Annotated in this window: 19 protein-coding genes; 10 read left to right on the top strand and 9 right to left on the bottom strand. The window is 72.6% G+C overall.

The genetic code is table 11. From position 1 onward, the window contains the following. Nucleotides 1-7 precede the first annotated feature (7 nt). The 4 genes from AB0K25_RS20825 (at nucleotide 8) to AB0K25_RS20810 (ending at nucleotide 4,737) form a co-directional block, all read left to right on the top strand. Nucleotides 8-916, top strand: a complete 909-nt coding sequence (locus tag AB0K25_RS20825) for a sugar ABC transporter permease (protein WP_208570895.1) — start codon at nucleotides 8-10, stop codon at nucleotides 914-916. A 1-nt stretch (nucleotide 917) separates the two neighbouring features. Next, nucleotides 918-1,838, top strand: a complete 921-nt coding sequence (locus AB0K25_RS20820; protein WP_219463627.1) for a carbohydrate ABC transporter permease — start codon at nucleotides 918-920, stop codon at nucleotides 1,836-1,838. A 356-nt stretch (nucleotides 1,839-2,194) separates the two neighbouring features. Beyond that, entirely contained in the window at nucleotides 2,195-3,874 is a 1,680-nt protein-coding gene (locus tag AB0K25_RS20815; RefSeq protein ID WP_363822066.1) for a bifunctional 3'-5' exonuclease/DNA polymerase, read from the top strand. 269 nt (nucleotides 3,875-4,143) lie between these two features. Further along, on the top strand, nucleotides 4,144-4,737 hold the full coding sequence (locus AB0K25_RS20810) for an NTP transferase domain-containing protein (protein ID WP_219470184.1): 594 nt from the start codon (nucleotides 4,144-4,146) through the stop codon (nucleotides 4,735-4,737). Nucleotides 4,738-5,032: 295 nt separating this feature from the next. On the opposite strand, the gene AB0K25_RS20805 is transcribed toward AB0K25_RS20810, so the two are convergent. The 5 genes from AB0K25_RS20805 to AB0K25_RS20785 all read right to left on the bottom strand — a co-directional run bounded on the left by AB0K25_RS20805 (nucleotide 5,033) and on the right by AB0K25_RS20785 (nucleotide 13,597). Continuing rightward, nucleotides 5,033-5,842, bottom strand: a complete 810-nt coding sequence (locus AB0K25_RS20805; RefSeq protein WP_219463626.1) for a metal-dependent hydrolase — start codon at nucleotides 5,840-5,842, stop codon at nucleotides 5,033-5,035. A 102-nt stretch (nucleotides 5,843-5,944) separates the two neighbouring features. Further along, a complete protein-coding gene (locus AB0K25_RS20800; RefSeq protein WP_219463624.1) occupies nucleotides 5,945-7,846 on the bottom strand; it encodes a serine/threonine-protein kinase in 1,902 nt (633 codons plus the stop codon). 168 nt (nucleotides 7,847-8,014) lie between these two features. Next, the gene (locus tag AB0K25_RS20795; protein ID WP_363822062.1) at nucleotides 8,015-10,102 is read right to left on the bottom strand and encodes a protein kinase; all 2,088 of its coding nucleotides are present in this window, start codon (nucleotides 10,100-10,102) and stop codon (nucleotides 8,015-8,017) included. A 79-nt stretch (nucleotides 10,103-10,181) separates the two neighbouring features. After that, nucleotides 10,182-11,513 carry a glycosyltransferase family 4 protein gene (locus AB0K25_RS20790; RefSeq protein ID WP_363822059.1) on the bottom strand — a complete coding sequence of 444 codons (1,332 nt, stop codon included), beginning with the start codon at nucleotides 11,511-11,513 and terminating at the stop codon, nucleotides 10,182-10,184. A 143-nt stretch (nucleotides 11,514-11,656) separates the two neighbouring features. Beyond that, entirely contained in the window at nucleotides 11,657-13,597 is a 1,941-nt protein-coding gene (locus AB0K25_RS20785; protein WP_363822056.1) for an amylo-alpha-1,6-glucosidase, read from the bottom strand. A gap of 45 nt (nucleotides 13,598-13,642) precedes the next feature. Between AB0K25_RS20785 and AB0K25_RS20780 the strand changes: the two genes are divergently transcribed. The 3 genes from AB0K25_RS20780 (at nucleotide 13,643) to AB0K25_RS20770 (ending at nucleotide 18,275) form a co-directional block, all read left to right on the top strand. After that, nucleotides 13,643-16,381, top strand: a complete 2,739-nt coding sequence (locus AB0K25_RS20780; RefSeq protein ID WP_363822054.1) for a glucosidase — start codon at nucleotides 13,643-13,645, stop codon at nucleotides 16,379-16,381. A gap of 136 nt (nucleotides 16,382-16,517) precedes the next feature. After that, nucleotides 16,518-17,189: an HAD family hydrolase gene (locus AB0K25_RS20775; RefSeq protein WP_363822118.1), complete on the top strand. Its 672-nt coding sequence runs from the start codon at nucleotides 16,518-16,520 to the stop codon at nucleotides 17,187-17,189. Between the two features lie 396 nt (nucleotides 17,190-17,585). Beyond that, a complete protein-coding gene (locus AB0K25_RS20770; protein WP_363822051.1) occupies nucleotides 17,586-18,275 on the top strand; it encodes a L,D-transpeptidase family protein in 690 nt (229 codons plus the stop codon). Nucleotides 18,276-18,444: 169 nt separating this feature from the next. Here the strand turns inward: AB0K25_RS20770 and AB0K25_RS20765 are convergent, their stop codons facing one another. The 4 genes from AB0K25_RS20765 to AB0K25_RS20750 all read right to left on the bottom strand — a co-directional run bounded on the left by AB0K25_RS20765 (nucleotide 18,445) and on the right by AB0K25_RS20750 (nucleotide 20,695). Beyond that, nucleotides 18,445-18,720 (bottom strand): hypothetical protein, encoded by a 276-nt coding sequence (locus tag AB0K25_RS20765; protein ID WP_208569779.1) that lies wholly within the window; start codon nucleotides 18,718-18,720, stop codon nucleotides 18,445-18,447. Between the two features lie 47 nt (nucleotides 18,721-18,767). Then, a complete protein-coding gene (locus AB0K25_RS20760) occupies nucleotides 18,768-19,199 on the bottom strand; it encodes a hypothetical protein (RefSeq protein WP_208569832.1) in 432 nt (143 codons plus the stop codon). A gap of 519 nt (nucleotides 19,200-19,718) precedes the next feature. Then, the gene (locus tag AB0K25_RS20755; RefSeq protein ID WP_204926244.1) at nucleotides 19,719-19,901 is read right to left on the bottom strand and encodes a DUF397 domain-containing protein; all 183 of its coding nucleotides are present in this window, start codon (nucleotides 19,899-19,901) and stop codon (nucleotides 19,719-19,721) included. Then, a complete protein-coding gene (locus tag AB0K25_RS20750; protein ID WP_219463614.1) occupies nucleotides 19,898-20,695 on the bottom strand; it encodes a helix-turn-helix transcriptional regulator in 798 nt (265 codons plus the stop codon). The genes AB0K25_RS20755 and AB0K25_RS20750 overlap by 4 nt, the downstream gene beginning before the upstream one ends. Nucleotides 20,696-20,988: 293 nt before the next feature. Here AB0K25_RS20750 and AB0K25_RS20745 point away from each other — a divergent pair, with 293 nt between their 5' ends. From AB0K25_RS20745 to AB0K25_RS20735, 3 genes are all read left to right on the top strand, one after another. Next, nucleotides 20,989-21,243 (top strand): flavin reductase, encoded by a 255-nt coding sequence (locus AB0K25_RS20745; RefSeq protein WP_357537142.1) that lies wholly within the window; start codon nucleotides 20,989-20,991, stop codon nucleotides 21,241-21,243. A gap of 235 nt (nucleotides 21,244-21,478) precedes the next feature. Next, complete coding sequence (locus AB0K25_RS20740) at nucleotides 21,479-22,768, top strand: ABC transporter substrate-binding protein (RefSeq protein WP_357537140.1); 1,290 nt, start codon at nucleotides 21,479-21,481, stop codon at nucleotides 22,766-22,768. Continuing rightward, complete coding sequence (locus tag AB0K25_RS20735) at nucleotides 22,765-23,664, top strand: sugar ABC transporter permease (protein ID WP_219463602.1); 900 nt, start codon at nucleotides 22,765-22,767, stop codon at nucleotides 23,662-23,664. The genes AB0K25_RS20740 and AB0K25_RS20735 overlap by 4 nt, the downstream gene beginning before the upstream one ends.

The following is a 23,664-nucleotide window of genomic DNA, read 5'->3' as shown; positions in this document are numbered from 1 at the left end:
CGGGATCATGCGGCACGGCAAGTATCCGTTCGTGATCGGGTTCCTCTTCGCCCCGGTCACGCTGTACGTGGTCTTCGTCATCGCACCGTACGCGCAGGCGTTCCAGATCTCGATGACCAACTGGCGGGGGCTGTCCGCCCCGCAGTGGGTGGGCTTCGACAACTACCGGCGGCTGCTCGACGACGGGCGCTTCTGGCAGGCGGTCCAGCACCACGGCGTACTGCTGCTTGCCCTGCCGCTGATCACGATCGCCATCGCGTTGTTCTTCGCCTTCCTGCTCAACGTGGGCGGACGCAGCGTGGGTGGCCAGCGGCAGGGGGTCCGGGGGTCGAAGTTCTACCGGGTGGTGTTCTTCTTCCCCCAGGTCCTGGCGGTGGCCATCATCGCGGTGCTGTTCCAGATGGTGTACCGGCCCAACGAGTCCGGCCTGATCAACGGCGTGCTGATGAAGATCGGGCTGGACCCGGTGCTGTTCCTGGTCCGGCCGAACCTGGCCCTGTGGTCGATCATCGCGGTGCTGGTCTGGCAGGCCGTCGGCTTCTACGTGGTGCTCTTCTCGGCCGGGATGGCCTCGATCCCGGGGGAGATCTACGAGGCGGCCGAGATGGACGGGGCGAGCAAGGTGATGCTGTTCTTCCGGGTCACCCTGCCGCTGCTCTGGGACACCCTCCAGGTGGCCTGGGTCTATCTCGGCATCGCCGCGTTCGACGCGTTCGCCATCGTCGCGGTGCTCTCGGTGGACAGCGGCGGCCCGGACGGCGCGACGACGGTGCTGGCGGTGGAGATCTACCGCAACGCCTTCGTCTACTCGAAGTACGGCTACGCCTCGGCGATGGGTGTGGCGCTGTTCTTCCTCACCCTCACGTTCGCGGCGCTGACGCTGCGGTTGACCAAGCGGGAAAGCGTGGAGTACTGACATGGCCGCACAGACGACGCTGCCGCCGGCCGCGGCGGACACCCCGCCCGGCCGGCCCGCCGCCCGCACCCGCAAGGGCCGGGGCGAGCACCACGAGGTACGACTGTTCAGCGGGCTCGGTCAGCTGGCGCTCGCCGTCTGGGCGGTGATCGTCATCGTGCCGATCCTCTGGACGTTCCTGGCCGCGTTCAAGAACACCGGCGAGATCTTCAGCAGCCCGTGGACGCTGCCGGCGGAGCTGCGCTGGGAGAACTTCGGCCGGGCCTGGACCAAGGCGCACGTCGGCCGGTACTTCCTCAACAGCGTCTTCGTGGTGTCGTGCAGCACCTTCGGCACCATGCTGTTCGGTTCGATGGCCGCGTACGTGCTGGCCCGGTACAAGTTCCGGGGCAACCGGGCGATCTACTACCTGTTCGTCTCCGGGTTGGCCTTCCCGGTCTTCCTGGCGCTGGTGCCGCTGTTCTTCGTGGTCCGCAACCTGGGCCTGCTGGACACCCACACCGGCGTGATCCTGGTCTACATCGCCTACTCGCTGCCGTTCACCATCTTCTTCCTGGCCGCGTTCTTCCGGACGCTGCCGAACTCGGTGGCCGAGGCCGGCATGATCGACGGCTGTTCGCACACCCGACTGTTCTTCCAGGTGATGCTGCCGATGGCGAAGCCGGGCCTGATCAGCGTGGCGATCTTCAACATCATCGGGCAGTGGGCGCAGTACCAGTTGCCCCTGGTGCTGCTCTCCAACGCCAAGGACAAGTGGGTGCTCACCCAGGGCATCGCCGACATCTCGGTCAATGCCGGCTACGAGGCCGACTGGTCCGGCCTGTTCGCCGCCCTGACCATCGCCATCCTCCCGATGATCATCGTGTACGCGATCTTCCAGCGGCAGATCCAGTCCGGTCTGACCTCCGGCGCGGTCAAGTAGCCCCCTCCGTCCCGGCGGCGAGGCGACCCGCTCCATCCCGCCGCCGGGCCGGCTGGCGCTCCGCCCTGCCGCCAGCCCTCATGCGCGGTCAGTGCCCGGGACTTCGGTTCTCGGGCCCCGGTTCTCGGTTCTCGGGCCCCGGACCGCGGTTCTCGGGCCGCTGGGCCGCTGGGCCGCGGCGGCACCCGGCCCCGCCGCTGCGCTGCGGCAGCTGTCCGGGTGCCGGCACGCCCCCTGCCCCTCAGTACCGCAGTGGGCGATCCGCAGGTGTCGGTAGGTGACGGCCTGACAGGTGGAACGGACCCGGCGACCGGCGGAAGCGGCGGGGTGTCACAGGGGCGGGGCAGAATCGGGCCGTGGCGGTGGTGGCGGTGGTGGCGGGCGAGCGGGGCAGTGGCGCGCTCCGGCCGCTGGACGCCGCCGGCCGCCCGTCCGGCGCGGTCGAGCTGGTCGACGACCTGACCCGCGCGGTCGCCGCCCGGGAGGCCGCCGAGCGTCCCCGCTGGGTGTGGGGCTCCGGCACGGCGGTCTACCCCATCCTGCTGGGTGCCGGGGTGCGGGTCGAGCGGTGCCACGACGTCGAGCTGACCGAGGCGCTGCTGCTGGGGCACGCCGGGCGGTGGGGCGAGCCGCGTTCGCCGGCCGCCGCGTACGCCCGGCTCATCGGGGCCGTGGTCCCACCCGACCCGCCGGCCCGGCCGCCCGCGCCGCCCGGTCACGGCCAGGCCGCGCTCTTCGAGGCCGTCCCCGGCCCGCCGGGCCCCGGCATCGACACCCTGACCCGGGTGTACGCCGACCAGCTCACCCGGATCGCCGCCACCGCGCATCCCGGCCGGTTCCGGCTGCTGGTCGCCGCCGAGTCGGCCGGTGCGCTCGTCGCGGTCGAGATGGCCGCGGCGGGGCTGCCGTGGCGGGTCGACGTGCACGGTGAGATCCTCGCCGAGCTGCTGGGCGAGGCGTCCCCGATGGGCGGGCCGCCCCGGCGGCTGGCCGAACTGGCCGCCCGGATCGCCGAGGCGCTCGGGGTGCGGCAGCTGCACATCGACTCCCCGGCGGAGCTGATGCGCGCCTTCGCCCGCGTCGGCGTGGAGCTGCCCAACACCCGGGCCTGGGTGCTGCGCGGCGTCGACCATCCGGCCGTACCGTTGGTGCTCGAATACAAGGAGCTGTTCCGGATCTGGACGGCGCACGGCTGGGCCTGGCGGGACGCCTGGGTCCGCGACGGCCGGTTCCGCCCGGAGTACGTCCCCGCCGGGGTGGTCTCCGGCCGGTGGGCGACCCGGGGCGGCGGCGCGTTGCAGATCCCCAAGGTGATCCGGCAGGCGGTGGTGGCCGATCCGGGGTGGCAGTTGGTGGTGGCCGACGCCGGCCAGTTGGAGCCCCGGGTGCTCGCCGCGGTCTCCGGCGACGCCCGGCTGGCCACCGCCGGTGCGGCCGGTGACCTCTATGCGGCGTTGGCGCAGGACTCCTTCGGTGGTGACCGGGCCCGGGCCAAGCTGGCCCTGCTCGGCGCGATGTACGGGCAGACCGGTGGCTCGGCGCTGCCCGCCCTGGCGGTGCTCAAGCGCAGCTACCCGACCGCCTTCGGTTACCTGGAGGCGGCAGCCCGCACCGGCGAGGCGGGCGGTCTGGTCCGGTCCTGGCTGGGGCGGACCTGCCCACCGGGGACAGCCGGCTTCGACACCGGTGACGATGCCCTGGTGGACCCGGACGCCGGGTCGGACCCCCGTTCACCCCGGGCGCGGGCCGCCCGGTCCCGGGGCCGGTTCACCCGGAATTTCGTCATCCAGGCCACCGCCGCCGAGTGGGCCTCGACGATGCTCGCCACGCTCCGGGGCGAGCTGGCCGGTATCGGTGGCGAGTTGGTCTTCTTTCAGCACGACGAGGTGATCGTGCACTGCCCGGCCGAGCTGGCCGATCCGGTGACCGAGGCGATCCGCCGGGCCGGAGCACGCGCCTCGACCCTGCTCTTCGGCGACACCCCCGTCCGCTTCCCCCTCGACCTCTCCACCGTCGACTGCTACGCCCACGCCTAACCCACCCCCACCCCCACCCCACCCCTCCTCCCGTCCCCACCCCCGCCCATCCCCGGGTCCCCCGCCCATCCCCTCCCGTCCCCGGTGATCAAGAGGTTTGCGTCAGCCGGATCGAGTTTCCTGACGTAAACCTCTTGATCACCGAGGGCAGGTGGGGGACGGGAGGAGGGTTAGGGCAGGGGGCGGGTGGGTATTACGCGTGAAATATCCGTTTCGTGCCGACACGGATCGGGTGAGGGCTCGTTGCACCCGGTGTGCGTATCGCAGGAATGATCATCGCGGCGGGCGGGGGACGCCGGCTCGGCGGCCCCGAGGCATTACTGCTCCAGGGAGGCCGGCCGCTGGTCAGCTGCATGATCGACACGATGACCGAGGCCGGGTGCGGGCAGTTGGTGGTCGTGTTGGGCGCGGCGGCCGACGAGGTACGGGCGGCGGCTGACCTGAGCCCTGCCACCGTGGTGGTCAACCGGGCCTGGGGCACCGGCGTCGGCTCGTCGATCCGGGCTGGCCTGGCCGCGCTGGCCGACAGGCGGGTCGAGGCGGTGGTGGTGGTCCCGGTCGACATGCCCGGCCTCACCCCGGAGGCGGTCCGCCGGGTGGCCGCGCTGCCCTACCCGGACGTGCTCGCCTGCGCCACCTACGACGGGTTGCGCGGTTACCCGATGCTGTTCGGCCGTCGGCACTGGGCCGGCATCGCCACCCTGGCCAGCGCCGATGTCGGAGCCCGACCTTACCTGTTGGCGCACAAGGACCAAATCGTCGACATCGCCTGCGACTCGGTCGCCGACGGCAACCGGGTCGACACCCCGGAGCTGATGGCGCTCTACGGCCTCACCGTGCCACCGCAGCGGGTCGGCGTCTGATCAGCGTTCAGGCAGGCGGCGGGGATGCTGCCGCCTGCGGAACGCGACAGGTGACCGCCGACCGCTCGGCCAGCGCCCCCGACCGTCCCCTCACCCACGAACCCGGCCCCCACCCACGGCCAACCAGGCCGACTCCGCCCCTCCCCGCCCGCCTTTCCCCCGGGTGATCAAGAGATTTGCGTCAAGAATGATCTCCATGTTGACGCAAACCTCTTGATCACCGGGGAAAGGCCGGGCCGGGGCCGGGGCCGGGGCGGGGAGGAGGCGGGGCGGGGGCGGGGGCGAGCGGGAGGGGTTAGACCTCTATGTTGAATCGTTGCAGGACCGAGGGGGCTACCAGGCCGACCGCCGCGAGTACGGAGAGCACCGTCAGCGCGGTGCGCAACACGACCACCTCGGCTTTGCTGCCGGTGCGCAGGGCGATGCTGTTCGGCAGCCCGATCATCGTCCACATGCGGCGCTTGATCGGGATCGGCCAGAGGATCGGCACCCCCGCCTTGGTGATCATGTCGCCGAGGATGTGCACGAAACAGCCCACTCCGACGGCCAACCCGATCATCGGGTAGCCGCGGTCGCCGGGCAGGGTGGCGAAGGTGAACCAGGCGGCGGCGGCCGAGACGAGCGTGACGATCACCCAGCCGGCCCGTTCGGCCCACTCGTCGAAGAGCCCGCGCAGCGCCAGCCCGATCATGAAGAACAGGATGCTCACCACCGCCCACTTGCCGTACGCGGCGCAGAGCGCGGTGGTGCCCCAGCCGACCAGCACGGTGAACGGGATGGTGTGGGTCAGCGTACGGTGGCCGTTGTTGCGGCGCGGGTCGCGGCTGAGCTTGGTGGCGTAGTAGACGCCGAGGGAGATCTTCTCCATCACCTCGGCGACGAAGAGCGAGAAGACGCCGAAGGTGCGGGCCACCGTCGCGCCGCCCTGGTTACGGGTGACCTTGCCGGAGAGGTCGAGGTCGGGAAAGAGCGCGCCACCGGCACAGACCGCCGTGCCGACGGCCAGCGCCAGCGGGGACTGGTGGTAGTCGGCGAAGTAGTCCAGCGCCCACGACCCGGTCAGCCACACCGCCGCGCCCGACAGTGCGTGGGACGGTCCCATCATCTCGCCTCGCCCCTCCCCGGGTTCTTGATCGACAACGCTACGCCACTGTGTCAGAGCCGTCACCGACGGGGCAATCACCCGGACAATCCACAGGGGACGGTGTCAGTCGGCGGGGCGGAAACTCTGCCTGATCATCAGGAAGTATGTCGCGTTGACCTGCCAGTCGAACTGGTCTGTCAGCCATGAGACGGTGTACGCCCGGTCCCGGGTGACCCGTACCAGCAGCCGGGCGGTGTGCAGCCGGCCACCGGTGGCACCGGTCCACTCGCACTCCCACAGTGCGCCACCCCGGAACATGTCCAACGGGACGATCTCCACCCGACGGTAACCGGTGAGCCGGCCGTCATCGGTGAGCCGGCGTTCCTCGGCCTGCCAGTGGGCGACCGGGTCGGCCGGGGCGTCACCGGGGGCCACGCTGAGCACCCGGGGGCCGCCCGGCTCCCGCAGGCAGGTCACCGTGCCCTCGGTGTAGTGCAGCCACCCGGCCGGCGCGGCGATCCGGAATCCGGTCGGGTCCTCGTACCAGGTCCAGCCCGGGACCAGGCCGAACCGCTCACCCGCCGGCGGTGGCGCGGACCGGACCGGGGTGGCGTCCGTCGGCGCGGGCGCGGCGCACGGGAAGGCCGCCGGCCGGGCCACCGGGTTGCCGGCGCCGCCGCCCGGTGAGGACGGGGTGGTGCCGCCGTCGTGCAGGGCGAGCGTCGTCCCGACCCCGGCCAGCAGGGCGCCCGCGACGGCCACCGTGACCAGGGCGATCCGTCGGCGGCGACGTGCGTCCGCCACCGGCACCGCCGGGGTACGCCCGTCGACCGGACTCCGCCCGGCCGGACCGATCCCGGCCGGACCGATCCCGGCTGGACCCGGCGCGGCCGGGCCCGGTCCCAGTGGACCGATCCCGGCTGGATCCGGCGCGGCCGGGCCCGGTCCCGGTGGACCGATCCCGGCTGGATCCGGCCCGGCCAGACCCGGCCCGGCCAGACCCGGCCCGGCCAGACCCGGCCCGGCTGGATCCGGCCTGGCCGGACTCGGCCCGGCGGGACCCGGTCCCGGTGGACCGATCCCGGGACCCGGCCCGGCCGACCCGGAGGGCGGGGGCGCGTCGACGGTTGCCGGGTCGGTCGGGATCTCCGGCCGGTGGACAGCCGCGCCGGGCGGAGGTGGCCCGGCGGGGGAGGGACTGCCGGTCGGCGGTGCGGCGAGCGCGGCGAGCAGCAACGACTCCGTCTCGGCGGCGGTGGGCCGTTCGCCCGGCTCCCGGCGCAGCAGACCTTCCAGCACCGGACGCAGCGGCCCGGCCCGACGCACCGGGTCGGGCGGCTCGGTGGCCAGGGCGCTCAACGTCGCCATCGCACTGGCGCGGGCGTACGGGGACTGCCCCTCCACCGCCGCGTAGAGCGTGGCGCCCAACGACCACAGGTCGGTACGCGGGTCGGAGACCCCGTCGCGGGCCCGCTCGGGAGCGACGAACTGCGGCGACCCGAGCACCAACCCCGGGCCGGTCATCAGCCCGTCCCCACCGTCGAAGGTGGCCAGCCCGAAGTCGGTGAGCACCACCCGCCCGTCGTCGGCGACCAGCACGTTGTGCGGTTTGACGTCGCGGTGCAGCACCCCGGCGGTGTGTGCGGCCCGCAGCGCGGCCAGCACCGCCAGCCCGATCCCCGCCACCCGGTGCGGGTCCAGCGGTCCTTCGATGCCGAGCAGTTGCTGCACCGACCGGGACGGGACGTACTCCATCACGATCCAGGGGTTGTCCCCGTCGTGCACCACGTCATAGATCCGGACCACGTTCGGGTGGTTGAGCCGGGCCGCGGTACGCGCCTCACGCAGCGTCCGTAGCCGTAGTTCCGAGCGTTCGGACTCGGCGAGCCAGTGGGGCGGGACGACCTCCTTGACGGCGACATCCCGGTGCAGCATCTCGTCGCGGGCCAACCAGACCCGGCCCATCCCGCCGGTGCCGGCCAGTTCGAGCAGGCGGTAGCGCCCCGCGACCAGCTGCTGCTGCACGACTTTCCCCCTCGACTGCCCCCTCACCAGGGTAGCCACCGAGCTGCGGTTTCTCGACCGCAGCGATGGCGGCCGCAGCGATGGCGGCCGCAGCGATGGCGGCCGCAGTGACGGCGGCCGCAGTGACGGTGACCGTGACGATGGGGGCGGGCGCAGCGGCGGGGCCGGTCAGGTGGGCGAGGTCACCTCGGTCGACCGACCCTGGAAGCTCTCCCGCACCACCCGCAGCTGGCTGTTCGAGTTGCTCCAGTCCTCGTCGGCGGCGGACCAGCTGAGGATGAACCCGGACAGGTTCCGACCCGGGATCATCCGGACCGCGTGCTCCCGGCCGCCGAACGGGGTGTCCCAACGGCACTCCCACTGGGCGCCGTCATCGTCGAGAGTGTCCAGCCTGATCTTGTCGTACCCGGGCAGGGCGTTGAAGTCGAGCTGCGTGCGTTCCTCGGCCCGCAACCGGTCCAGCGCGCCGCCGCCACCACCGGCCAGCGGTTCCACGCTGAGCGTCCGGCGGCTGCCCGGGTCGCGGAAGCAGGCCACCTGCCCCTCCTGGGTGCGCAGCCAGCCGATCGGGACGGCGATCCGGAAGCCGGCACCGTCGTACCAGGTCCAGCCGGCCGGGGGACGGAACCCGCCGTCCACGGTCGCCGGTCGGCCGGTGACCTTCGTGCCGACCGGATCGGGCCGCAGGCAGGGCAGGGGCGGCGGGGCGAGGCCCGGTGCGCCGGGCGGTGGGTTCGGCCGGCCCCGGTCGGCACCCGGCGGGCCGTACGGGCGGGTGGAGGGCACGCCGGTGACGGGCACGTCGGTGCTGCGCGGCGCGGCCCGCTGCTCGTCGTTGTCGATCGCGAACGTGGTGCCGATGCCCACCGTGGCCCCCACCGCCAGGGTCGCCCCGGCCAGTAGCCAGCCCCGGGTGCCGCCGGGCAGCCGGGTGAACATCCCGACCACCCCACCCGTCCCGGTCGCCCGCCGTGATCCCGCCCCCGCGCCGGACCGCCCCGGGCCTCGTCCACCCGCGCTACCGCGTCCCGGGTCCGTCCCGGGACCGTGTCCCCCCGGGACGCCGGGTTCCGCCCCGGCGCCGGCGGGGGCAGGTCCGCCCGACCCCGGCGCGGCGGTGGCCGGGCCGGACGTCGGCACGCTGCCGTCCGGTGCCCCGACACCCGGCCCGGGACGGCCGGGCTCCGGGCCCGACGACGTCGAGCCGGTGGTGCCGGCCGACGTCGGGGAGGAGGACGTGGTGGGGCGTTCCCCCGAGTCACCGGCGACCCGGCGACCTGGTGGCCCCCACTCCCGTTCGGCGTCGAGTTCCGCGCGGCTCCTCGCCGCGCGGTCCGTCGGCTGCTGCGTCGGCTCGCCGTCCCCGCCCGGCCGGGGCGGCCGGGCCACGCCCACCGGACGGGCGACCGGCAGTATCACCGTCGGCGGCTCGGCGGCGGGCGTCGGTCGGGTCACCGCCTCCAGGCGGCGGTTCGTCTCGTCGTGGCCGATCCGCTGCCGGGGGTCGCGCAGCAGCAGCCCGTCGAGGACCGGGCGCAGCGGTCCGGCGTGCGGCGCCGGGTCCGGCGGGGAACTCGCCAGGGCGGCCAGGGTGGCCATCGCGGTGCTCCGGGCGTACGGGGAGCGGCCCTCCACTGCGGCGTGCAGGGTGGCCCCGAGCGACCACATGTCCGCCTCCACGCTGGACACGCCGTCGGCGGCGCGTTCCGGGGCGACGAACTGCGGCGAGCCGAGCACCATCCCGGGGCGGGTCATCAGCCCGTCCCCACCGTCGAAGGTGGCCAGCCCGAAGTCGGTGAGCATCACCCGTCCGTCGTCGGCGACCAGGACGTTCTGCGGCTTCACGTCGCGGTGCAGCACCCCGGCGGAGTGCGCGGCCCGCAGCGCGGCCAGCAGCGCCAGCCCGATCTCGGCGGCGCGCACCGGGTCGACCGGGCCGGTGGTGTCCAGCACCGCCTGCAACGACCGCGACAGGACGTACTCCATCACGATCCACGGGCGTTCCTCGATCTGCACCACGTCGTAGACCCGGACCACGTTGGGATGGTTGAGCCGGGCGGCGGTGCGCGCCTCACGCAGGGTCCGCAGCCGCACCTCGTCGCGTTCGTCGTCAGCCAACCAGGCGGGGGGCACCACCTCCTTGACCGCCACCTCGCGATGCAACACCTCGTCGCGGGCCAGCCAGACCCGGCCCATGCCACCCCGGCCCACCAAGTTCAACAGGCGGTACCGGCCGGCGATCACTACCTGCTGCACCGTTCTCCTCACCATCGGCCGAGGTACACCGTAGCCAATGGATCGGGGCGGACCTATCGGTCGTCGGGTCCCGGTTTCCTCAGCAGGCGGCACCGTCGAACGCCAGCAGGTTGCCCTCGGGGATGGCGATCCGCTGGCGACCGCCGGTCAGCAGGGTCGCGGCGCGTCGGGCAAGGAAGCCGCCGTGTTCGCGACGGGCGGTGGAGTAGCTGCTCACGGTACGTGCGGCGATGGCTGCCCAGCCGTACCGCTCGCCGACCATGGTGCGGGCCCGGCGGGCCACCCGGCGGGCGAAGACCTCGTCGCCGACGAGCCGGTCGACCGCACCGGCGAGCGCGCCCGGGTCGCTGTGCGGGAAGGTCACCCCGGTGACGCCCGGCTCGACGATCTCGGCCAGCCCGCCGGTGCTCGCCACGGCCAGCGGGGCGCCGGCCGCCGCCGCCTCCAGGGCGATCATGCCGAACGGCTCGTAGAGGCTCGGCACGACCGTCGCGTCGGTGGCGGCGAGCACCGCCGGGAGCTGTCCGGCGTCGAGGAACCCGGCGAACCGGACGCTGTCGCCGACGTGCAGCCGGCGTACCTGGTCGACCAGCTCGTCCTTGTACGGGCCGTCCCCGGCGATCACCACCCGCAGCCCCGGGTGCCGCTCCCGCAGGTGCGGCACGGCGTCCACCAGGTGCTGTACGCCCTTCTCGTAGACCAGCCGACCGGCGTAGCCGACCAGCGGGCCGTCCCCGGCGAACCGGGCGCGGGCCGAGGCGACCGCCCGGGGCCGGGCCCGCCAGGCCCGGTCGTCGACCCCGTTGGGCACCACGTCGACCCGCCCCGCCGGGACGTCGAACAGCCGGCTCACCTGGGCGCGCATGTAACCGGAGCAGGCGATCACCCGGGTCGAGGCGTTGCTGATCCAGTGTTCGACACCGTGGATGGTGCGGTTGAGTTCCCCGGGCAGCCAGCCCTGGTGGCGGCCGGCCTCGGTGGCGTGGATGGTGGTGACCAGCGGCAGGTCGAGGTGCTCGGCCAGGGTTACGGCGGTGTGCCCGACCAGCCAGTCGTGGGCGTGGATCACGTCGTAGTCGGCGGAGTCGGTGGCCCGCAGGGCGGTCCGGGTCAGGGTGTGGTTGAACGCCATCGTCCAGGCCAGCAGGGACCCGGTGGCCAGCGGGAAGGTCACCGGGTCCTCGGGGGCGCGCAGGACGCGTACGCCGTCGGCGTACTCCTGAAGCGGCGCCCCCTCGGCGTGCCGGGTGACCACGGTGACCTCGTGCCCGGCGGCGGCCAGGGCGGTGGCCAGCGCGTGTACGTGCCGGCCGAGGCCGCCGACCAGCACCGGCGGGTACTCCCAGGACAGCATCAGCACCCGCTGGTGCCGGGCGGGGTGGATGTCGATCACGTCGGCGTCAGGTGACATGCGGCCCCCTTCGGGTGGTGTCCTGGGCGCACGCCGGTGGGACACCAGAAGGGTGTCCTCGCTGCGGCCCGGGGTTGGGGCCCATCCTGCCCACCGGTGGATAACCAGCGGAGACGCCGCCGTTGCCGGTGTGTAACGCCTGCCTATCGAACCCGCCTGACCCGCAGCAGCTCGGCCACCGACCACGCCTGGAACGGGCAGCCGGTGGCGGCGTGCGGGGCGGTGGCGTCCGCCGTCTCGCTGACCGAGCCCAGGCCGAATTCCCCCAGGTGTCCGACCAGCCCGACCAGCAGGTCGTCGGTGGGCAGCCCGGCCTTGCGGTACGCCTCGACGAACGGCCCGACCAGCCACGGCCAGACCGTCCCCTGGTGGTACGCGCCGTCCCGCTCCGCCGGGCCACCCCGGTGCCGGGGCGCGAACTCCGGCGAGTCGGGGGCCAGGCTGCGCGGGCCCAGCGGGGTGAACAGCCCGGCGGCCACCCGACGCAGCGCCACCGGGTCCGGCTCCAGCGGGGCGTACGGCAGCGACCAGGCGAGCAGCTGGTTGGGGCGCAGCAGGTCGTCGTCGTGGTGCGCCGCCCCACCCAGCGGGTACGCCGGGGCGGGCGCGTCCACCACGTCGTGCAGCCAGCCCGCCGGGGTGGGGAACCGCTTGCCGAACGCGTCCCGGGCCCGGTGGTGCAACCGCCACAGCTCGTCCGGGTCCTGCCCGGCCAGCTCGGTCAGCTCCGCCAACCCGGCCAACCCGCTGATCCACAACGCGTTGACCTCGACCGGCTTGCCGACCCGGGGGGTCACCGGCACCCCGTACACCCGGGCGTCCATCCAGGTCAGCGCGGTGCCCGGGGTGCCACCCTGGGTGATCAGCCCGTCGGCCGGGTCGACCGCGATGCCGTACCGGGTGCCGGCCAGGTGTGCCTGCACCACCCCGTGCAGCGCCGGCAGCAGCTCGTCACCCAGGTCGGTGTCGCCGGTGACGGTGACGTGCCGGCTCACCGCGTGCAGGAACCACAGCGTCGCGTCGACCGTGTTGTACTCCACCCGACCCGTGTCGGCGGTGTTCGCCAGCATCCCCTCCGACAGCGTCGCCGCGTACCCCCGCAGCAGCTCCCGCCCCTCGTCGGCCCGCCCGGTGCACAGGAACAACCCCTCGTAGGAGGTCATGGTGTCCCGCGACCAGGCCCCGAACCACGGGTAGCCGGCGACCACGTCCGGGCCGGTGGCGGTGCGCACCACGAACGCGTCGGCGGCCAGCGCCAGGGTGGCGTCCACCGCGTCGGCCGGTTTCGCCGCCGCCACGACCGCCCGGTGCCGTTGCCGGGCCACCGCCACCACCTGCGTCGCCGGGGGCGGCTCCTCGGCCAGGTCGCCGGCCCAGGCCAGCACCGACACGGTGTCCCCGGGGCGGTCCAGCGCGCCGGAGAACCGCCCGGCGCACCACAGGTCCTCGTCGGGGTGCAGCCCCCGGGCGGCCTCCTCGCGGTGGTGCACGCCCAGCCACCACTGCCCCTCGGGCGTCCAGTCCGGGCCGGTCAGCCGGTATGCGCCCTCGACCACCGCGCCGCCGTCGGCCGGCTCCACCCGGGGCGTCGGACCGTCGGCCCGCCGCTCGCCGTGCGCGTCGCGCCAGGTGCAGGCGGCCGACAGGTCCAGCCGGACCGGGCCGCCGGCCACCAGCCGGTGCACCACCGCCACGGCGGGCCGGCCGTACGTCATGGCCAGTTCCCGCTCGATCACCACGTCGCCGATCCGCCACCGCCAGCGCGGCAGCCCGTCGACCAGGTCGAACCGTTCCAGGAACTCGTAGCCGCGCGGGTCGACCACGCCGGAGTTCCACTCGTGCGCGCCGAGCCGCACCCGGGCCCCGGACGGCAGGACCACCGCCGGGTCCAGGCTGACCAGTCCCACCCGGCGGGCGGCCGGCGTCTCCCCGGCGACCACCAGCAGACCGTGGTAGCGGCGGGTCCGCAACCCGCTCACCGTGCCCATGGCGTACCCGCCGAGACCGTCGGTGACCAGCCATTCCCGGGTCGCCCCGGTGGCCAGTTCACCGCAGACCCCCGGCCCGAAACCGAACTCGATCAACTTCTTTCCTCCTGTGGCGGCGAGGTGTAACACGCCACGACGACAATGGCCGCTGTGGTCAAGTACCCCGGCGGCGTCGAAAATGTGCAGGTGCTCACCGACAGATCGCCCTCCGACGCCCCGTCCCCCGACGCCGAGCGGCTCCGGCTCGCCCAGGCTGACGCCGGGGAGCAGGACTGGCGAGCATGGGGTCCCTATCTGTCCGAGCGGGCGTGGGGGACGGTACGGGAGGACTACAGCGAACACGGCACGGCGTGGGACTACTTCCCCCACGACCACGCGCGGTCCAGAGCCTACCGGTGGAACGAGGACGGCATGGCGGGCGTCTGCGACGACCGGCAGACGTTCTGCTTCGCGCTGGCGCTGTGGAACGGCGTCGACCCGATCCTCAAGGAGCGGATGTTCGGCCTCGGCGGCGACGGCGGCAACCACGGCGAGGACGCCAAGGAATACTGGTGGTACCTCGACAGCACCCCCACCCACTCGTGGATGCGCTGGCGCTACCACTACCCGCAGGCCGCCTTCCCGTACGACGAGCTGGTCGCCGTGAACGCCCTGCGCGGCCGGGACGAGAACGAGTACGAGCTGGTCGACACCGGCATCTTCGACGACGACAGGTACTGGGCGGTCACCGTCGACTACGCCAAGGCGTCCCCGACGGACATGTGCATCCTGGTCACCGTCGCCAACCGGGCCGACGAGGCGGCCACCCTGCACGTGCTGCCGACGCTGTGGTTCCGCAACACCTGGGCCTGGGGTCCGCCCGGCGCGGACCGGGTGCCCCGGCTGACCGGCGAGGGGGGCCGGCTGGTCGGCGAGCACTGGGTGCTGGGGCAGATCCTGCTGGAGGGCGACGGCGAGCCGGTCCCGCTGCTCTGCGACAACGACACCAACGCCGAGCGGCTGTGGGGGCTGGCCGGTCGCTCGCCGTACCCGAAGGACGGGATCAACGACCACGTGGTGGCCGGCGCGGCCACCGTCAACCCGGACCGGGAGGGCACCAAGGGTGCCCTGCACTACGTGCTGGACGTGCCGGCCGGCGGGCAACGGCAGATCCGGTTGCGGCTGACCCGGACCGCCCCGCCGCCCGGGGCCGTCGCGCCGCCCCCGGCGGAGTTGGGCGCGGGCTTCGACGCGGTGGTGTGGGCCCGGCGGGCCGAGGCGAACCGCTTCTTCGCCGGGGTGATCCCGGCTGCGGCCAGCGCCGACGAGGCACTGGTGGCCCGGCAGGCGATCGCCGGGCTGATGTGGGGCAAGCAGTTCTACCACTTCGACGTCAAACGGTGGCTCGACGGCGACCCGGGCTCGACGCCGCCGGCCGGCCGCCGCCACGGGCGCAACAGCGCCTGGTGGCACATGACTAGCTTCGACGTGATCTCCATGCCGGACCCGTGGGAATATCCCTGGTACGCCGCCTGGGATCTGGCCTTCCACTGCGTCACCATCGCCCGGGTCGACCCGGGCTTCGCCAAGGCGCAGGTGCTGCTCCTGCTCCGCGAGTGGTACCTGCACCCCAACGGCCAGATCCCGGCGTACGAGTGGGCGTTCGGCGACGTGAACCCGCCGGTGCACGCCTGGGCGGCGCTGAAGGTGTTCGAGATCGACGGCGGGCGCGACCACGAGTTCCTCGCCCGGGTGATGCACAAGCTGCTGCTCAACTTCACCTGGTGGGTCAACCGCAAGGACACCGGCGGCAACAACCTGTTCGAGGGCGGTTTCCTCGGGCTGGACAACGTCGGCCCGTTCGACCGCTCGGCGGCGCTGCCGGTGGCCGGGGTCCTCGAACAGTCCGACGGCACCGGCTGGATGGCGATGTACGCCCTCAACCTGCTGGACATGGCCATCGTGCTGGCCGAGCACGACCGGGCGTACGTGGACACCGCGACGAAGTTCTTCGAACACTTCGCGTACATCGCCGCCGCCGGTTACTCGCAGGGGCTGTGGGACGCCGAGGACGCGTTCTTCTACGACGTGCTGCGCCTCGCCGACGGCAGTCAGGTGCCGTTGAAGGTCCGTTCGGTGGTCGGGTTGCTGCCGTTGGCGGCCACCACCCGGCTCAGCGCCCGTACCCTGCACCGCCTGCCCGAGCTGGGTGCCCGGCTGCGCTGGTTCCTCACCCAACGCCCCGAGTACGCCGACGTGATCGGGGCCCGTCGGCTCGGCCCGGACGGGCGTCAGCAGCGGCTGCTGTCCATGGTCGGCCCGGAGCAGGTGGTCCGGCTGCTGGCCCGGATGCTCGACCCCGACGAGTTCCTCTCCGACTACGGTCTGCGGACGCTGAGCCGGGCGCACCTGGACAAGCCGTTCGCGGTCGACCTGGGCGGGCAGGAGTTCTGCGTCGGCTACGAGCCGGCCGAGTCGACGAGCGGGTTGTTCGGCGGCAACTCCAACTGGCGCGGCCCGATCTGGATGCCGACGAACTTCCTGCTGATCAGCGCGTTGCGTGACTACGCGGCGTTCTTCGGCGACGACCTGCAGGTGGAGTACCCGACCAGGTCGGGGCGCAAGTGCACCCTGGACGAGATCGCCGACGACCTGTCCGTCCGGTTGATCTCACTGTTCACCCGGGACGACTGGGGCCGCCGGCCGATCTACGGGGCGTGTCAGCTGTTCCAGACCCATCCCGACTGGCGGGACCTGATCGCCTTCCCCGAGTATTTCCACGGCGACAACGGCGCCGGGCTCGGGGCCTGGCACCAGACCGGGTGGACGGCGCTGGTGGCCGACCTGATCCTGACCCTGCGCCGGGACAACCCGGATGTGCCGGGCGGGCCGGGCCGCTAACGTGTCCGGGACCGCCCCCGGGCCGGGCGGCCGACCGATCGGGGAGGGGACCAGGGTGGACACGGGTGCGACCGGGTCGACGTCGGGCGGGGCCGCTGCGGTGGCCGGGACGGTCCCGGGTGGGCGCGCGACGACGCTGATCTTCGACGCCGACGACACGCTGTGGGAGAACAACGTCCTGTTCGAGCGGGTGATCGACGACTTCCTGGACTGGCTCGACCACCCGAGCCTCGACCGGGCCCAGATCCGTACCGTGCTCGACGACATCGAGCGGGCCAACGCGGTGGCCCACGGCTACGGCAGCAAGGTCTTCCTGCGCAGCCTCGGCGAGTGCCTGGAGCGGCTGCGGGAACGGCCGGCCACCGACCGGGAACGTGCGGACATCGACGGGTTGGCCACCGCGCTGGTCAACCACCAGGTCGAGTTGATGCCCGGGGTCGCCGACACCCTCGACGCCCTGGCCACCCGCTACGACCTGCTGCTGCTGACCAAGGGGGACCGGGAGGAGCAGCAACGCAAGCTGGACGCGTGCGGCCTGCTGCACCACTTCACCGCAGCGCACGTCGTGGCCGAGAAGGACGCCGGGACCTACCGGTGGCTGGCCCGGGAACACGGCTTCGCGCCGGCCGACGCGTGGATGATCGGCAACTCCCCGAAGTCGGACATCCTGCCGGCGCGGGCGGCCGGGATGCGGGCGGTGTTCATCCCCAACGAGAACACCTGGGTGCTGGAGAACGACGACCTCGACCCGGCCGACACCGGGGTGATCCGGCTGGCTGCCTTCCCGGATCTGCTCGCCCACTTCTGAGCGCCAACAGCGTCGACCCGGCTGACCGTGTCACGCCGGGATGCCGCAATTCCGCCCCGGCGGGAATCAGCCCCGCAGCCCCCACCTACCTGCTTGCCCGGCCCGGCGACGGGTGCCTAACCTGGGCCCGCGTCCGGCGCCATTCGGGGTGGCCGGGACGCGCCGAAGTCCGACGCCCGGGGCACCGTGGAGCTGAGTGCAGGCGGCCTGGCCCGAGTGTCGGGCCCGACATGGGCGGCCTGCCCCGCCTGTCGTGCTCGCACCGGCGACCACCGCTGCCGGGCCGGACGGCTGGCGGTCAGGGCCGGGGAGTTGCGGACCCGGCCCTGACCCACCGGACCAGCACCCGGCGATCCTCGGGACACCTGGTGTCGTTCGTGGTGCGATCATCTCGGGATGGAAACCACACCCGGCTCGGCACTGGCGACGGGTCGCGGGCGGCCGCTCCCGCCACCGAACCGGGCCTCCCGGCTGACCACCCTGCCCGCCGGGACCCGCCAGGTCGTCATCGTCACCGGCAGCAGCTACTCCACCACGTACGCCACGATGGAGACGTTCCACCAGGCGGGTGGGCGCTGGGTGGCGGTCTCGGCCCCGCTGGCCGCCCGGCTGGGCGCGAAGGGGTTCAGCGACAACCACACCGAGGGGGCGGCGACCACCCCGACCGGGGTCTACTCCTTCGGCCCCACCATGTACGGCATCGCCGCCGACCCGGGCGTGCGCTTCCCCTACCACCGGGTGGTCACCGACGACTGGTGGAACGAGAACCCGAACTCGGCGGCCTACAACACGTTCCAGCACAGCAGCACGAACCCCGGCGGATACAGCGAGGCGTTGTGGCGGGAGGTGCCGGCGTACACCCACTTCGCGGTCATCACCTACAACATGCCGCCGACCGTGCCCAAGCCCGTGCCCAACGCCGGCAGCGGCATCTTCCTGCACGAGTTCAGCAAGGCCGGCGGCGGCCCGACCGCCGGGTGCGTCAGCATGTCGCACGCCGACCTGGTGACCGTGCTGCGCTGGCTGGACCCGAAGCATGCCCCGCGCATCGTGATCTGCCCGGCCCAGAACCTCGGCCGCTACTGATCCCCGTCCGGTGAGGGCTCGGCCGGTGTCGGGCCCTGGCTGGTGGGTGTCGGGCCCTGGCTGGTGGGCTTGACCGGTGTCGGGCCCTGGCCGGTGGAGGCATGGTCGGGTGAGCCCTGGCTGGTGCAGGGCCTTGGTCGGGGTTGAGCTGGCACGCGGTGCGCCGGGGTCAGGCGATCTCGTCCCGGACGATCGCCACCGCCACCCGGCAGAACTCGTCCATGTCGGGCCGGAAACCGGCGGCGATGTCCGGGTGCAGCCCGGACCGGGTCTCGTCGAGCAGCTGCTGGCAGACCTGCTCGACCGGCTCGCCCGCGTAGCCGGCCCGGACCCGGTCGGTGGCGGCCTGGAGGGCCGAGGTCAGCTGATCCTCCAGTGGGCCGCGCAGCTTCTGCTGCACCGGATCGAGCCCTCTCGGGTCGAGCGTGACATGTGGCTCCGACATCGGCGCTCCCTTCGTCGGCGTCCGCGGTACCCCACCGCGGACGTCGGTCAAACCACGGCTGACGCGTCGGCCACCCGGACCTGGTACGAGAAGTCCTCCGCCGGTTCCTCCCGGTACGACAGCCGGCGGATCTGCCGGTCGTCGACGTAGAGGGCGACGTCGACCAGGACCCCGAGATGGGCCAGCCCGATGTTGGCCACCCGCTTCTTGTCCTGGAGCACCGCGCACACCCCGCCCAGCAGGGTGCTGGCGTCGGAGGTGCGGTGCCCGGGTGGGCACCGCAGGATCAGGTCGACCTCGATCGGCCCGGCCAACGGAGTCCAGCCGGTCTGCTGGGCCGCGGCGCAGGCCGCCTCGAGTAGGGCGCGGACCCTCGTCGCCTGCCGATGGCCGGCAGCGAAGATGGACAGCGCCTCGGTTTTCACCGGTGGCAGGCCGCTCACCTCGAACGTCAGGGCGAGAGCGCGGGTGTCCTGCACCACGGGGCACCTCCTCGTTGAGGACGATCCTGCCCGGGCCGGGGGCGCGCAGTGGGAGTTCGCGGGAGAACCCACCGAACGGGCAGGCTGATGTCGGCCGGAGGCGTATCGACTACGACGGCGACGCGCGGCCTGGTGGAGTGAGTGCGTCAACGCTAGTGCACGCGGCATGCCCCGGGACAGCCCACCGCGCCCGCCATCCGGACAGTCGTCGACAAGCCGACGGGACGTGCGATGCCGGTCGGGACGGGGGCGGCGCGGTTGATCGACTCCTTGGGGTCGATGTTGCGGTGTCCGCCGCACCTCGATACCGCTGTTGCGCCCCACATGAGTCGATCTTGCGCTCGGCACGCTGCGGCCGGCCGGGCCAGGGCAGCCGAGGGCGGGTCGGGTGGGGGCCGGCCGCGGCCGGGTCAGGGCGGGCCGGGATCGGGGCTGGTCAGGCTGACCGGCGCGGGGCGGCCGGGCCGGGTCGACCAGGCTCCCGGCGGTGCGGGGGAGCCTGGTCGACCGACCTGGTCAGTGCCGCTTGGCGTAGCCGACGAACGCGGTCCAGGCCGTACGGTCGAAGTGCAGGGTGCCGCCCTCGCGGTCCTTGGTGTCGCGCACCAGCACCCGGTCGGGCAGGTTGTCGGCGACCTCGACGCACGATCCGCCGTTGCCGCCGGACCTGGTCGACTTCCGCCACTGCGGGGTCATCATGTCCATGACTTCGCCACTTCCTCGATCAGCTCGATTGACTGCCGGCGGGGGAGCGCCTCGTTCCGCACGATCTCCCACGTTCTGGCCAGCGTAGCGACATCGGTCGGCGTATCGACGATCTGCGCGGTGAGCTGGTTGTCCGCATGGGCGACCCGCTCGCCGTCGGGCATCTCGGCGATGATGAACTGCCCGGCCAGCCCCAGGTACATGCCGGCGTCGGTCGGCACGATGTGCACCTGGACGTGCTCCTCGGCGGTCAACCGGGCCAGGTGCTCGCACTGCTCGATCATCAGCCCCGGCTGGTCGAGCACCGGCCGGCGCAGCACCGTCTCGTCGATCACGCAGATGAGCTGCGGTGGGCGTTCCCGCCGCAGGATCGCCTGCCGTTCGAGCCGGGACGCCACGATCCGGTCGACGTCCTCCGGGGCGAACCGGCCACCGGCCAGCGTCGCGCGGGCGTACCGTTCGGTCTGCAACAGGCCCGGCACGTACGCCAGCTCGAACCAGCGCAGCGTGGTCGCCTCCCGTTCGAACTCGATCCACTCCCGCAGCCAGGCGGGCTCGGCGTCGAGCCGGCCCAACCGGTCCAGCATCCGCAGGAAGCGCCCGCCGGTGTCGTGGTGGCCGTCGACGGCCTTCATGAACTCCTTCGTGGGCGCCCGGCCGCCGGTCTCCACCGAGCTGACGTGCGACCCCGAGTAGCCGATGCCCTTACCGAAATCCTCCTGGCTGAGTGCGAGTGACGCCCGGAACAGGCGTAACTCCTCCAACACGTAGTCGGTAGCCGTCCCCATCACACCCCCGGTTCCTGCCCACCGTGGACCGGCGGGTCGCTCGTGGTCGCTCACCCACCCTGCTGAGCTGCGCAGATGACGTGAGCGTGTATCGACAGTATTGGTCCGGTCAGCAAACTGTCACCGGTGGCGGGCCCGCTGGCAGCCGGGGAGGGCGGCAGCGGGCCCTGCCCGGGGCCGCTCCCGACACCCCCCGTGCGGGAGCGGCCCATTCCAATCCCAGGTCGATGCGGTCGGCCTCCGGCCACGACGGCCGGGGGCCACCGCGCCCACGATTCGAGGAGGTAGCGGTGATGGTGGTCCGACCGCCGGTCCCGCACGTCGCGATGCGCCCGCTGTGGCGGTGCCGCAACTGTGGCCGGGAGTGGCCCTGCCAGCCGGCCAAGCTCGCCCTGCTCACCGAGTACCGCAGGGACCGCACCGGGCTGCTGGTCTACCTCGGCACCCTGATGCACGAGGCGACCAACCAGCTCGCCCAACTGCACCCCGGGCACCCGCCGGCCCGGATGACCGAACGTTTCCTGACCTGGGCCAGGGCCCGGCGCTGAAACCGCCCGCACGGGCACGACCCGGACACCGGTGACGGCCTGCGCGGTGGGCCCGGCCCCACCCGTCCCGACTCCGGTTACCGACAGGTTTCACGACTTCGCAGGTCGGGCAGTGTAGGCGCACGCAACACCCCGGGGCGGCGCGTTTCCGCACTTCACCGGCCCGGTAACGGCTTGCCGTGCACCGGGGCACGGGTTGACCTCCCCGGTTTCGCCGAAGAGAGGGGGAGGGGCGATGACGGACCCCGGAACGGCCCGACACCGGCGTCGGCCGGCGCTCCGGGCCGGGGCGGCCGCCGCCGCGCTGGCGCTGGTCGCGCCGCTGGCCGCGTGCGGCACCGACGACGGTGGCGGGGGTACGCCCACGATCAACCTGTACTACCCGCCCGAGCAGAACCTGCAGAAGGTGGTCGACGACTGCAACACCCGGGCCGAGGGGCGCTACAAGATCGCCTACCGGGTGCTGCCCCGGCAGGCCGACGACCAGCGGGTGCAGTTGGTCCGCCGGTTGGCCGCCGAGGACAGCGGGATGGACGTGCTCGGCCTCGACGTGACCTGGACCCAGGAGTTCGCCAGCGCGAAGTGGATCCGGGAGTGGACCGGTCAGGACAAGTCCGAGGTCGAACAGGGCACCCTGGCGGGCCCGCTGGACACCGCCCGCTACGAGGGCAAGCTCTACGGGGCGCCCAAGAACACCAACGTGCAACTGCTCTGGTACCGCAGCGACCTCGTCCCGCAGGCACCCAAGACCTGGGACGACATGATCACCGTCGCCAAGGACCTCAAGGGGCAGGGCAAGCCGTACCAGGTGCTCACCATGGGCGCGCAGTACGAGGGCCTGGTGGTGCTCTACAACACGCTCGCCGAGAGTGCCGGGGGCAAGATCCTCAGCGACGACGGCAAGCAGGCCGTGATGGACGAAGGCACCGTCAAGGCCCTCGACCAGCTCCAGCGCTTCGCCACGTCGGGCGTGACGTCACCGTCGTTCAGCAACTCCACCGAGGATCCGGTCCGGCTGGACTTCCAGTCCGGCAAGGGCGCCTTCCAGGTCAACTGGCCGTTCGTCTACCCGGCGTTGCAGGAGGCCGACCCGGAGCTGGCCAAGAAGGTCAAGTGGGCCCGGGTGCCCGGCATCGACGCGAACACCCCCAGCAAGGTCACCATCGGCGGGGTCAACATGGCGGTCAGCGCCTACTCCAAGCACCCGACGGAGTCCTTCGAGGCGGCGAAGTGCCTCCGGGACGCCAAGAACCAGAAGTTCTCCGCGATCAACGACGGGGTGCCACCGACCATCGAGGCGGTCTACGACGACCCGGAGATGGACGAGGCGTACCCGATGAAGGAGACCATCCTGGAGGAGCTGAAGGAGCCGGCGGTCCGTCCGCTGACCCCCGCGTACCAGAGCATCTCCACGGTGATGTCGGCGATCCTGTCGCCGCCGTCGGCGATCAGGCCGGAGCAGACCGCCAAGGAGCTGCGCGACGCGATCTCCGACGCGCTCCAGTCCAAGGGGGTCCTGCCGTGAGTCGGCGAGCCCCGCTGAGCGAGAACAAGAAGGCCGAACGGAAACTGGGCTGGCTGCTGTGCGCCCCGGCCGCGCTGGTCATGGTGCTGGTCACCGCGTACCCGATCATCTATTCGGTCTGGTTGTCGTTGCAGCGCTTCGACCTGCGCTTCCCCGACGAGCGGAAGTTCATCGGGCTGGAGAACTACGTCACCGTGCTCAGCAACGAGTTCTGGTGGACCGCGTTCGGGGTGACCATGCTGATCACGGTGGTCACCGTCGCGGTGGAGCTGGTGCTCGGCATGGGGCTGGCCCTGGTCATGCACCGCACCCTGGTCGGCCGGGGCATCGTCCGGACCGCCGCGCTGATCCCCTACGGCATCGTCACGGTCGTCGCCGCGTTCTCCTGGCGGTACGCCTGGACGCCCGGCACCGGCTACCTGGCCAACCTGTTCGACGGCAGCGCGCCACTGACCGAGCGGGCCAGTTCGCTGGCGATCATCATGCTGGCGGAGATCTGGAAGACCACCCCGTTCATGGCCCTGCTGCTGATGGCCGGGCTGGCGCTGGTGCCGGAGGACCTGCTCAAGGCGGCCTCCACCGATGGGGCGACGGCGTGGCAGCGGTTCACCAAGGTGATGCTGCCGGTGATGAAGCCGGCGATCCTGGTCGCGCTGCTGTTCCGCACCCTCGACGCGTTCCGGGTCTTCGACAACATCTTCGTGCTCACCAACGGCGGCAACGAGACCTCGTCGGTGTCGATGCTCGCCTACAACAACCTGATCCGGGGGCTCAACCTCGGCATCGGCTCCACGATGTCCGTGCTGATCTTCATCACGGTGGCGATCATCGCGTTCGTCTTCGTGAAGCTGTTCGGCACCGCTGCCCCGGGCAGCGACGACGGGGAGAGGCGCTGA

Origin of the sequence: Micromonospora sp. NPDC049257, from assembly GCF_040678915.1 — a bacterium.
GTDB classification, from domain to species: Bacteria; Actinomycetota; Actinomycetes; order Mycobacteriales; family Micromonosporaceae; genus Micromonospora; species Micromonospora antibiotica.
Note: the sequence above shows the minus strand (reverse complement) of the source record. Positions and strands in the feature narration are given on the sequence as shown.